Here is an 11,845-nt window from a genome sequence, read left to right on the forward strand (position 1 = left end):
TCAGGGTCTCGTCGCCCGGCCGGCGCTCTGTCTCGTGCCGGTGGGCAGGGCTCCCGCGGCGGGTCGGCGCGGGTGCCCGGCATCCCTGGGGAACCGAGCCGTTCCCCGGGACGGTCGGAGCACACCGGTGTGCAACGTGTCCACCTCGCCGATTCGGCCCGGAGCGTCACCGGAACCGGCCGGACAGCGGCCCGCTCGTGCGCTGCCGCCGCTCCCATCGCACCTCAAGGACCCCTTCCCGCACCTCACCCGCCAGGGGGGAGGGCCGGCCGTCCCGGCTTTCGCCGGCGCGTTCCGTCCCGGTCTCGGCGGCCAGGGGCTCCCGAAGGGCTCTGGCCGCCGCTCGCACGCCGTCCCCGAAGCGGGTTCACACCAGGCCCAGCTCGCGCGCGCGGCGCACCGCTTCGTTGCGCCGACTCACGGCCAGCTTGCGGTAGACGCTCTTGAGGTGGGTCTTCACCGTGTTCACCGACACATAAAGGTCGGCGGCGATCTCCTCGGTCGACATCATCCGGGCCAGCCGCTCCAGCACGTCGCGCTCGCGGCCACTCAGCTTCTCCGCGACGAGGGGAGGGGGCGGCACGTCGATCGCGGTCGGTCCGCCGCGTCGCGAGGGACCGGGCGTGAGCCAGTCCGCGGCCAGTTCATGGAGAGGCTCGGTGGACAGGAGGGGCCGGATCCATGGGCGGGCATCGAGGAACGGTCTTCTGAGCCGCTCGCGCCGGGCGTCGAGGAGGGCCTGCTCGACGAGCCTGCGGGCGGTGGCCGTGTCCCCTGCCCCCTCCGCGGCCTGGGCCCTGGCCAGCGCTGCCCGAACGGTCACAGCCGGGCCGGTCCGGGCCCCGGTGCGGATGCTGTCCAGCAGACCGAGGGCAGCCCCTGGCCGGCCCGCGGCGAGCAGCATCCGCGCGGCTTCCACGGCGCACGCCGGCTGGTCGCCGGACACGTCCTGAAGCACCTCGGCGGCCCTCTCGGGCCGTCCCTCTGCCAGGTGCGCGGCGGAGGCGACCACTGCCTCATGGCCGGCCGCCCAGGGGGAGGCCACGGCGGCGGGGACGGCCGGGTCCCTCGCCTCGACGGCGGCACGTGCGTTGCCGCGAACCAGCAGGAGAAGATCCTTTGCGATGGCCCGCCCCGCCGCCGTCACCGGATCGTGCACCGCGGAGGGCAGCCGGGCCGTCTCGTCGAGGAGGGCCTGGGCCCGGCCCAGCTCGTCACGGTCGACAGCCACGGCGGCCAGCACCAGAAGCCCGATGCCGGAGGCGCTCGGCTGGGGCAGACCGGACCGCTCGGCCTCGGCGGCACCCGCGAGAGCCTTGCGCTCCGCCCTGCCGATCCAGCCGTTCAGATAGTCGATCAGTGCCAGGTACCCCATCGCTTCCTGACGTGGCAGCGCGGTCGACGATCCGCCGTGACTGCCGGTCACGGTGGTCAGCGCGGCACGTGCGTCCTCGAAGCGGCCGGCCCACAGGAGCGTGGAGCCCAGATGCGTCATCAGGAGAGCGTTGAATTCGGGATGCTTGTCCAGGAGGTGCCCGGGGACCTCCTGCTGGAGCCGATCGGCGGCCGCCGCGGCGTTCTCGGCCCGTTCGGGAGAACCGGTCAGCCGCGCCGCCAGGGCCTCCAGCAGCGCACAGCTCAGCTGCGCGGCCGCCGTGTCGGGTGCGTCGCAGGAGAGCCGCTCCTTGGCGTGGTGCAGGTGGAACAGTCCGCGCTCGGTGTCGTACCGGGACAGGTCGCGGGCCGCCCGGACGAGCTCGGGCGCGGGGCCGGTGGCAGCGGGTTCCATCCCGGAGAACAGCTGGTCGAGGCCGTCCGAGCGCAGGCCGGTGAAGAGTTGTCCGATCGCCAGGTCGTCGACGAGGGCGCCGGCCGTGAAGCCCCAGTTCCCCGAGGCTGCGCCGTGGGCAAGCGTCTCCGTGAGGGATCCGGAACGGCGCAGCCACTGCGCGGCCCGTCGGTGGAGTTCGGGCTCGATGCCGGGGAGGCAGACCTGCAGATGGGCCCGGAGTATCTCCCCGAACAGCGGGTGGAGCCGGTACCACGAGTGCCCGAGGTGCTCGACGAACGCGTTCTCGCGATGCAGCTTGACCAGAATGGTCTCGGCGTCGGTCCGTCGGGTCAGTGCGTTGGCCAGGCCGGGACAGAATCGCTCCAGGACGCTCACGCGCAGCAGGAGGTCCTGCGTCTCCTGTGTCTGCCGCCTGTGCACCTCGGCCAGGAGGAAGTCCGCGACGGTACTGTGTCCCGCCTCGAACTCCTTCAGATAGACCTCCGGATCGGCGCTGTCGCGCGCCGCGAGGGCGGACAGGCGCAGACCGGCGGCCCAGCCCCCCGTGCGGTCCACCAAGGCGCGCCCGGCGTGGAGGGGCAGGCTCAGACCGTGCAGGTCCAGCAGGGCGACGGCCTCCTCGGGGGTGAAGGCCAGCTCCGCCGCACGGATCTCCGTCAGCTGACCGGCCGCCCGATAACGGTGCAGCGGAAGCAGTGGCTCGGTGCGGGTGACGATGACCAGGCGCATGCCCTGACCGGAGTGGTGCAGGACGTACTCCAGTTGCTGAGCGATCTCGGGGTCGGTCACGCGGTCGTACTCATCGAGCACCACGACCACCGGCCGGTCACGCTCGCTCAGACCGGCGGCGAGCGTGGTCAGCAGCTTGCGGGGCACTTGGGCGGCCTCCGCCGGGATCCCTACCGCGCCGGAGAGCGGCGCACCGCACGCACGCAGAGCCTGGAGGAGGTACGCCCAGAACATCCCGGGGCCACGGTCCCCCGCTTCAGCGGTCAGCCAGGCGACGGGCTGCCGCAGGCCGGCGGCCCAGTCGGCGGTCAGCAAGGTCTTGCCCGCGCCGGCGGCTCCGTTGACGAGGGTCAAGGGCGTCCGGAGGGCCTGGTCGAGGTGCCGGACGAGGCGTTGCCGTCGCAGGTAGGTGGCGGGCCTCGTCGGCAGCGCGATCCGTGTGCGCAGAAACGGGTCCCCCAGAGGATCGGTCCCCGGAGCGATCGGACCGGCCGGTCCCAGAGCGTTCTCGTCGGTTTCTGCCACGGCGCTCCTCACCACTGTCCGTCAGGGTCGTGTCATGGGGTGCGCTCCCTCACTCAGCTTCCCAGCCTTCCGGCGCCCGCGCGCGGCTTGCCGGGGCCGGGGGCTTGTTCACAGGGATGCGGGATGCGGGAGCGGCCACTGCCCTCAGCTCGGGCCGGGTCATCGACGCGCCGCGGAGCGGCGTTCCTGGTACATGCGGCCGACGACCACTCCGAGGTGGATGACCACTCCCACCGCCACCAGCCAGGACATGATGATCATGACGACGCCGATGGGGCCGTACTTCTCGCTGTTCGCCACGATCGCAGCGGAGAAGTAGCGGGCGGAGAAGAGTCCCAGACCCGTCCAGCACACAGCCGTGACAACGGCCGAGGGCAGGAGCGAGCGCCACGACACGGCGGGCACGAGGAACACGTACATGGTCGCCCACCAGAAGCAGGTCGCCGTGGCGAGACCGAACAGGCCCCGCGATGCGGGCGCATCGAGTGATCCGCCTGCCAGGGCCTGCGCGGCACCGTAGGCCAGCAGGAGCGCGAGCCAGCAGAGCTGTGACGGAAGGTCCCGCCAGCCGCGGCTCGGTACGTCGAAGAGCCTCTGGTACCAGCTTTGCAGGATGCCGGCGACGGCCACGGCACCGAGGAGCAGCATGGCGACGCCCGCCACGGTGAGGGAGCCCGGTGGCTCCCCTTCCGGGAAGAGTGACGCCACAGCCTGGGCCGCCTGCCGACTCAGTCCCAGCCAGCCGGCGAGCGTCGTGGCGGCGTCACGTCCGACCGCGGCCGCCAGGACGATGAGGAAGGGGAAGAAGCACAGCAGTGAGAGAGCGGCGAGCTGGAAGGAGTTGCCGAGGAAGTCGAGCGCGGAGAGCCGGCTCCACAGCGTGCCCGCCCCGCTGTCCCGTGCACGACGGGCGGCGGTCTTCCACTGCCGGTCCGGAAAACCCCTGCCGTGCGCATCTCTGCCCGGCCTGTCGCGGCCTGTCATGAATCCAGTTAAGCCCCGGCGGGGTGCGTCCTTCGCATCCACCGGTTCGCCGGGCTCGTCAAAGGGCTGTTCCCCGGAGGCACCTCGCCGGCCGTCCGCATGTCCGGCACTCCGCGTCTTCGTCCGTCCGGCCCGGCGTCAGGAGGCCGGCAGCCCCGTGGCACGGGCCCTCGCTACGGCCGGACGGTGACGGCCGCCTGCCGGTCCGGGGTGTCCCCGCCGGAGGCCAGCAGCACCGGCCGCTTCGTCCTGTCGCGGGACGGCAGGAACGAGGCCAGCGCCAGACCGACGAGCACCGCCGCGGTGGCGATCAGGAACGCGATGCGGAAGCCCTGCATGCTGGGCACCTCCACCGTGCCCGCACGCACCGAGGTGTGGGCGAGCACCATCCCGATCACCGCGCTGGACACGGAGGTGCCGATCGAGCGCATCAGCGTGTTCAGGCCGTTGGCCGCCCCCGTCTCCGACGGGTCGACGGCGCCCATGATGAGTGTGGGGAGGGAGGAGTAGGCGAGGCCGATGCCCGCGCCCACCACCACCGAGATGACGACCGTCTGCCAGGCCGCGCTCATCATCCAGAGCCCCGCGCCGTAACCGGCGGCGATGATCAGGAGGCCCAGCATCAGCGAGACCTTCGGACCCCGCCGGGCGGAGATCCGCGCGTACAAGGGGGCCACGAACATCATGGTGACGCCCAGCGGGGCGACGCACAGGCCGGCCACGACCATCGACATCCCCAGACCGTGTCCCGTGGAGCGGGGCAGCTGGAGCAACTGGGGGAGCACCAGCGTGATGGCGTAGAACGCGACCCCCACCATGATCGAGGCGAGGTTGGTGAGCAGCACCTCGCGCCTGGCGGTGGTCCGCAGGTCGACCAGCGGCGCGGGGATGCGCAGCTCCCACACGCCCCACAGGCCGAGCACCAGGACGGCGCCGCCGAACAGGCCGAGCGTCGTGGTGGACGCCCACCCCCAGTCGCCGCCCTTGGTGACGGGCAGCAGGAGCAGGACCAGACCGGCGCTCAGACCCAGGGCCCCGAGCCGGTCGAAACGCCCGGGCGCCCGCAGCGGCGACTCCGGTACGACGAGCACGGTCAGCAGCATGGACAGCGCACCCAGGCCGGCCGCGGTGAAGAACAGGGCGTGCCAGTCGGCGTGCTGGGCGATCAGCGCCGCCGCGGGGAGCGCGAGTCCGCCGCCGACGCCGATCGAGGAGCTCATCAGGCCCATGGCGGAACCCAGCCGCCGAGGGGGCAGCAGATCGCGCATGATGCCGATGCCGAGCGGTATCGCGCCCATGCCGAACCCCTGGAGCGCCCGTCCGACGATCATGACCACCAGATCGTCGGTGAATCCGCAGACCAGCGAGCCGGCCACCATGACGGCCAGGCTCGCCAGCAGCATCCGGCGCTTTCCGTACAGATCGCCGAGGCGGCCCATGATCGGCGTCGCCACCGCGCCCGCCAGCAGAGTGGCCGTCAGCACCCAGGTCGCGTCGGCGGCCGAGGTGGTGAGCAGCGCCGGCAGATCCTTGATCACCGGGACCAGCAGGGTCTGCATCACCGCGACCGCGATGCCCGCGAACGCCAGGACCGGCACGACGCCCCTGGTTCTGTGCTCGGGAGCGTCCGCGGACGCTCCCGGGGGCTGGTCGGCTGTCGACTGCGGCATACGTGCGGCCTCCGGGCGGCGGTCGTGGCGGAGCGCCGGGGGTCCGTCCCGGCGCTCCGCTCGATGAAGGCGGCGGGACACGGCGCCCGCCGCCAAGTGTGTGCACAGTGAACCTTCTCATCGGCCCCCGTATTCCGGGGCCGGCGCATCGGTTCGATGTTCCGGGCGGCGGCGCCTGGGTACCCGGCGTTCCGCACCGCCCCGTGCGCCGGAAGGGGCATCCGGCCCAGGCCCGGTCGCACCCGCCCGGCCCCCGGGTCACGCTGGAGGAGGGCCCGGGCGGGGTCGCCGGAGGCCATGACGGCGAGGCGCTGGAGGAAGAGCGATGGGCGTGCCTGACCTGATCCGCCGCCGGGCAGCCCCGCCGCCGCGCGGACCGTCGGGTGAGCCGGCGAGTGCCCGGCGGTACGCCGGGAAGCAGGAGCAGCACGCACGGGGGACACGTCCCGACAGACAGGAACAACGGTGAACAGTGCACAGGAATCCGCGACGTCCGTCGTGGTGGCGCTCAGTGGCTGCTCCCGGGAGGACGCCGACGCGGTCTTCCGGGCCCTGAGCAGGTCCTTCGAATCGGACCGCGCGAGCGACGACACGCCCCAGTACGTCTCGGAGGGCCACGCGACCGTGTGGACCGCGACCTTCGACGTGTCCAGCACGCGCAATCCCGCGGAGCCCGTCCGGCTCGCGGCACCCGTGACGGCCGAGCTCCAGGGCGGCTACTGGGCGGTGGACCAGATGCAGCTGGCGCTCGCCGCCGCCTTCGACATGGTGGAGGAGGGCATGGCCGCGGGCGACCAGGAGAAGGACGTCCAGCTGCTCCTCAACAGCGGCGTCCATCAGGAAGAGATCTGACAGCGGCCGTCCCGCCGCACGAGAGCCTGAGGAGGAGGCCTTCATGCCCATCGCCACGGTCAACCCGGCGACCGGCGAGACACTCGAGACGTTCGACGCGCTGGGCCCCGAGGAGATCGAGCGCCGGCTCGACCTCGCCCGCGCCGCCTTCGGCCGGCACCGCACCCGGTCCTTCGGCGAGCGCGCCGCCCTGCTGAACCGGGCCGCTGACCTGCTGGACCAGGAACAGCACGACATCGCCCGGGTGATGACGACCGAGATGGGCAAGCCGATCGGGGCCGCCCGCGCGGAGGCGGCCAAGTGCGCCAAGGCCATGCGGTGGTACGCGGCCCGGGCGGAGGAGCTGCTGGCCGACGAGCACCCGGCGGCAGGCGACGTCGAGGACTCCGGAGCCGTACGGGCCACGGTCCGCTACCGGCCCCTCGGCGTGGTCCTCGCCGTCATGCCGTGGAACTTCCCGCTCTGGCAGGTCGTCCGCTTCGCGGCCCCCGCGCTGATGGCGGGAAACGTCGGACTGCTCAAGCACGCCTCCAACGTGCCCCGGACCGCGCTGTACCTGGAGGACCTCTTCACCCGCGCCGGATTCCCCGAAGGATGCTTCCAGACGCTGCTCGTCGGCTCCGACGCCATCGAGTCGCTCCTGCGCGACAGCCGTGTGGCGGCAGCGACGCTGACCGGCAGCGAGGGCGCCGGACGCGCCGTCGCCTCCGTCGCCGGCGACGAGGTCAAGAAGACCGTGCTGGAACTCGGCGGCAGCGACGCGTACATCGTCATGCCGTCCGCCGACCTCGGCCGCGCCGTCGGCACCGCCGTGACGGCCCGCGTCCAGAACAACGGCCAGTCCTGCATCGCCGCCAAGCGCTTCATCGTGCACGCGGACGTGTACGACGAGTTCTGCGACCGGTTCACGGCCGCGATGAAGGAGCTGACCGTCGGTGACCCGATGGACGAGTCCACCGACGTCGGGCCGCTCGCCAGCGAGCGGGGCCGAACCGATCTGGAGGAACTCGTCGACGACGCCGTGGGCCACGGCGCCACGGCACGCTGCGGAGGCCGCCGCCCCGGACACCTCGACCGCGGCTGGTACTACGAGCCCACCGTCCTGACCGATGTGTCCGACCGGATGCGCATCCACCGGGAGGAGGCGTTCGGCCCCGTGGCGTCCGTCTACCGGGTGGCCGACGCGCACGAGGCGCTGGCCGTCGCCAACGACAGCCCCTTCGGCCTCAGTTCGAACGCCTGGACACGCGACCGGTCGGAGGTGGAGCTCTTCTCACAGGACCTCGAGGCGGGCGGCGTGTTCTTCAACGGCATGACCGCCTCCCATCCGGCGCTGCCCTTCGGCGGCGTCAAACGGTCCGGCTACGGACGGGAGCTGTCCGGGCACGGCATCCGGGAGTTCTGCAACGTCACGACCCTGTGGCACGGCGAGGAGACGGAGAAGTAGTCCATGGTGCAGTTCGGATACACGATGATGACGGAGCAGGCCGGACCGCGGGACCTGGTCGGCCATGTGGTCGGTGCGGAGGAGGCCGGGTTCGACTTCTCCGTCATCTCCGACCACTACTTCCCCTGGCTGGCCTCACAGGGCCACGCCCCGTACGCCTGGAGCGTCCTCGGCGCCGCGGCCCAGGCCACCTCGCGGATCCCGCTGATGACGTACGTGACCTGCCCGACCACCCGCTACCACCCGGCCGTCGTGGCGCAGAAGGCCGCCACCGTGCAACTGCTGTCCGAGGGGCGCTTCCGCCTCGGACTGGGCTCCGGCGAGAACCTCAACGAGCATGTCGTGGGCGGCGACTGGCCCGCCGCGCACGTACGGCTGGAGATGCTGGAGGAGGCGGCGGGAATCATCCGCCGGCTCCTCGACGGTGAGCATGTCACCCACCACGGCGCCCACTTCGACGTCGTCGACGCCAAGCTGTGGGACGTACCCGCCGACCGGGTGCCGATCGGTGTCGCCGTCTCCGGCGACAAGTCCTGCGCCGTCGCGGGCCGGACCGCCGACCTGGTCATCGCCACCGAGCCGAAGAAGGAACTCCTCGACGCCTTCGACCGTCACGGCGGCACGGGCAAGCCCCGCGTCGGCCAGCTGCCCGTCTGCTACGACACCGACCGGGACGCCGCGGTGAAACGGGCGCACGACCAGTTCCGCTGGGCCGTCGGCGGCTGGCGGGTCAACGCGGAACTCCCGGGCCCCAAGTCCTTCGAGCAGGCCACGGAGCTCGTCACGGAGGACGACGTCGCGCGGACCGTCCCGTGCGGCGACGACGTCGGCGCCTTCGTCGACGCGGTCCGCGCGTACGTCGACGCGGGCTTCACCGAGGTCGCCCTCGTACAGGTCGGCGGCGACCATCAGGAGCCGTTCCTCGAATGGGCGCGCGGCACACTGCTGCCCGCCCTGCGCGAACTGTGAGGGTGACGCCATGAACGATGCCGCACACACCGGGTCCCACGCCCCGTCCGACGAGGAGGTGGCGATGCGCCTCGTACCCGTCTGGCTGGCGGAAGCCGCCCGCAACGACGCCGGCGCCGCCGAGCGGGCCGGCCATGAATGGGAGAGCCGCGCCCTGTCCGAGGAGTCCGCGCGCGAACTGGCCGACTGGGTCACCGCCCGGGTCACCGACACGGGATTCAACACCGACAAGGGGCCCGCACCGGACGCCCCCGCGCGGGTCAGCGTCGCCGACAAGACTGCCGTCCACCGGTGGCTGGCCGCCCACGGGCACGACGTGTGACGTCGATCAGGGCCCCGCGAACGGCCGACGGCCCCGTGCCTTTCCGCACGGGGCCGCCCGCGGGCCGCGGGCCCGCCGGTCAGACGTTCGGGACCTTGAGCTTGTCCCAGCTCGTCCTGCCCGGAATGCCGTCCGCGTCGCTGCCCGAGTAGCCGAGCTTGCGCTGCCACGCCGCGTACGACTTGCGGTCCGCCTCCGTCCATTCGGGCCCCGGACCCTGCTCGTAGCGGCCGCAGCCCTCGGCGACCAGGCGTCTGCCCATCGCCGTGATGACGGCGCTGCGTCTGCCCACCTGGAAGAACGCCGCCCCGGGGAACGGCTCGTAGGTGGGCGCGGGCGGGGTCGTCGGCCCCGACGGCTTGCCGCCGAGCCGTTCCTTGATGCGGCTGCGCATCGCGTCCATGGTGAAGCCGCGCGGGTCGACCTTTCCCGGCTGCCACTCCTTGTGGCCGATGACCGACCGCTGCGACCAGCCGTGGGCACGGCAGATCGCGGCCGCCGCCTTCTCGATCGCCTCCAACTGCGCCGCCGGCCACGGGTCCTTGCCGTCGCCGAGGTTGACGCACTCGAAGCCGTAGAAGTGGCGGTTGCCGTCGGTGTTGGCCTCGTTGTCGGCGGGCAGCGTCGCCGACTCGTTGATCACGGCCCGCAGCACGTCGTCGTCGCCGAGGCCGGCGTGGTTGGCCCGGCCGTTGCCGACCAGGTACACCGTCCCGTCCTTGGCGATCACTCCGTGGCACAGCGGGCCGGGCAGACTGGAGTGGCCGTTGTAGCAGAGCTCGACGGAACTGGAGGTACCGGACGTGACGGTGTGATGGATCATCACACCGTTCACCGGTCCCCACGGGCCCTTGTGGTTGCGGTTGTGCGTGCGCCAGCTTCGGTGCTCGACGACACGCAGTCCTTCGTTGCGTAAGGCTCTGAGCAGTTTGTCGGCGGACAGCGGCGTTGCCATCGTGGTGCTCCTTCCCGGCGGACCGTCAGTTCTCGGACCGTCCCTGATCGATTTGCCCGTTGGCGGGGTCCGTCGAACCGGCCTCCGCGGCCCGCTCCGCGGCGAGGGCCTCCTGCTCGGCGCTCTCCTCCGCCGCGAGCGCCTCCGCGTCCGCGGCGGGCAGCGGAGCGGCCAACGGCCCGAAAGCCAGCCGGAGATCGGCCACGGAGCCCTCGCCGAGGACCCACGCGAGAGGCGCGCGGTGAACCCGCACCCCGTGCGGCGGGCGCAGCAGCGGACGCCGGGCGGTGTCCACCGGCCACTCCACGGATCCGGTCGCCGTGCGCGCCGGCACCGTCCAGAAGTCACCGGAGCGGTAGGCCCTGCCCGCCTCGAAGTACACGAACACCCCGTCCTCCAGCGGGAGCCAGGCTCCTTCCTCGATGCGCAGCGCACCGCCACGCGACTTCGGCGCGGCCGTCCTCGAACGGCCTGAGCCAGCAGGACGGGAACCGGGACGGTGGTCCCAGCGCCGCAGATACGGGGCGAGTTCGGGCCGCCTGCCCACCGAAGGGTCCGGTTCGCCCGACAGCCGCACCCGCCGGCCCGGCAGGTCGAGCTCCTCCACCCGCAGCAGCGGCAGCGGTTCCCGGCGGCTCGTGTAGGCGGTGTCGACGAACTCGACCCAGTCGCCCACGCTCAGACCGAGCTTGTCGTCGTTGCCGACCGAGCCCAGCTCCACCCAGGTGCCGTCCAGTTCGTCGACCGGGAGGGTCACGGACCCGTTCTCCCTGGACCACTTGAACGTCGCCTCGCCGGCCGGGCCGCCGTCATGGATCTCCACCCGGTAGAGCTGGTTCTCCGGCCCCCGGTAGCGGGCGTCCGGCCGCACCAGGCACGGGTCCTCGTCGGCCCGGTCCGGGCGTTCGCTGCGGGCCGCCATCCGGGCCGTCGGCGCCTGCGCCGCCTCCCACTTGGCGAACGCCTCGCGGACCTGGTCCTTGGTGGCCCCGTCCTCGACCTCCAGCTCGGAGCCGGGCACCGGGACGACCTGCCACACCACCTTCCGCCGGGCCGCGGTGTCGGGCATCGCCGCGCCCAGCGCGACCTCGCGCAGCAGCGGGTCCTCCGCCGCCGTGACCGTCCGCTCCCACACCTGGAGGCAGGCCAGGTAGGGGAACCGGGTCGGCAGCCGGTCGCCGGGGCGCTCCGGGTCGCGGTGGCCGTCCGGCTGGTCCCAGTAGGTCCAGGTGGCCGGCGGGTCCGTCGCCGCGTCGCCGGCCTCGTCCTCGTCCGGCACGGGTACGCCGGGCGCGGGCCGGGTGGCGTCGACCAGGATGCCGTCCACGTAGTAGCGGCCGCCGCCGATGGACAGGTCGTCGAGCTCCCGGCTGCCGCCGAGGAAACGCACCTCGAAACCGGTCGCGCCGCTCGGCCCGCCGTGCGTGCCGATCAGGTCGGACAGAGCGGTCCGGGCCTGGTGGAGCTGGATCGCCGCCTGCTCGTTGGCGTCGGCGTCCAGTTGTACGCGGCCCTGCTGCGCGATCACCGCCGAGTAGTGCCGCTCCGGCCGGAAGGTGTCGCGCGAGATGTCAGCGTGCATGAGGAGGGGTCCCCCTAG

At 72.5% G+C, this 11,845-nt stretch carries 9 protein-coding genes; 4 read left to right on the plus strand and 5 right to left on the minus strand.

From position 1 onward, the window contains the following. Window positions 1-367 precede the first annotated feature (367 nt). The 3 genes from SPRI_RS33270 to SPRI_RS33280 form a co-directional block, all read right to left on the minus strand. Window positions 368-3,046 carry a helix-turn-helix transcriptional regulator gene (locus SPRI_RS33270; protein WP_050791622.1) on the minus strand — a complete coding sequence of 893 codons (2,679 nt, stop codon included), beginning with the start codon at window positions 3,044-3,046 and terminating at the stop codon, window positions 368-370. Window positions 3,047-3,205: 159 nt separating this feature from the next. Further along, on the minus strand, window positions 3,206-4,030 hold the full coding sequence (locus SPRI_RS33275; RefSeq protein ID WP_106428485.1) for a YhjD/YihY/BrkB family envelope integrity protein: 825 nt from the start codon (window positions 4,028-4,030) through the stop codon (window positions 3,206-3,208). 173 nt (window positions 4,031-4,203) lie between these two features. After that, entirely contained in the window at window positions 4,204-5,700 is a 1,497-nt protein-coding gene (locus tag SPRI_RS33280) for an MFS transporter (protein WP_050791623.1), read from the minus strand. Between the two features lie 465 nt (window positions 5,701-6,165). Here SPRI_RS33280 and SPRI_RS33285 point away from each other — a divergent pair, with 465 nt between their 5' ends. The 4 genes from SPRI_RS33285 to SPRI_RS33300 are packed head-to-tail and all read left to right on the plus strand — an operon-like array spanning window position 6,166 to window position 9,290. Then, window positions 6,166-6,552, plus strand: a complete 387-nt coding sequence (locus SPRI_RS33285; RefSeq protein ID WP_005320983.1) for a hypothetical protein — start codon at window positions 6,166-6,168, stop codon at window positions 6,550-6,552. Between the two features lie 43 nt (window positions 6,553-6,595). Beyond that, the gene (locus tag SPRI_RS33290) at window positions 6,596-7,999 is read left to right on the plus strand and encodes an NADP-dependent succinic semialdehyde dehydrogenase (RefSeq protein ID WP_005320984.1); all 1,404 of its coding nucleotides are present in this window, start codon (window positions 6,596-6,598) and stop codon (window positions 7,997-7,999) included. Window positions 8,000-8,002: 3 nt separating this feature from the next. Further along, the gene (locus tag SPRI_RS33295; protein WP_005320986.1) at window positions 8,003-8,968 is read left to right on the plus strand and encodes an LLM class F420-dependent oxidoreductase; all 966 of its coding nucleotides are present in this window, start codon (window positions 8,003-8,005) and stop codon (window positions 8,966-8,968) included. A 10-nt stretch (window positions 8,969-8,978) separates the two neighbouring features. After that, window positions 8,979-9,290 carry a hypothetical protein gene (locus SPRI_RS33300; protein WP_005320987.1) on the plus strand — a complete coding sequence of 104 codons (312 nt, stop codon included), beginning with the start codon at window positions 8,979-8,981 and terminating at the stop codon, window positions 9,288-9,290. A 79-nt stretch (window positions 9,291-9,369) separates the two neighbouring features. On the opposite strand, the gene SPRI_RS33305 is transcribed toward SPRI_RS33300, so the two are convergent. Next, window positions 9,370-10,245: a peptidoglycan-binding protein gene (locus SPRI_RS33305; RefSeq protein ID WP_037775438.1), complete on the minus strand. Its 876-nt coding sequence runs from the start codon at window positions 10,243-10,245 to the stop codon at window positions 9,370-9,372. Window positions 10,246-10,270: 25 nt separating this feature from the next. Further along, window positions 10,271-11,827 carry a DUF6519 domain-containing protein gene (locus SPRI_RS33310; RefSeq protein WP_005320991.1) on the minus strand — a complete coding sequence of 519 codons (1,557 nt, stop codon included), beginning with the start codon at window positions 11,825-11,827 and terminating at the stop codon, window positions 10,271-10,273. Window positions 11,828-11,845 lie beyond the last annotated feature (18 nt).

This window comes from Streptomyces pristinaespiralis, from assembly GCF_001278075.1.
Lineage (GTDB): Bacteria > Actinomycetota > Actinomycetes > Streptomycetales > Streptomycetaceae > Streptomyces > Streptomyces pristinaespiralis.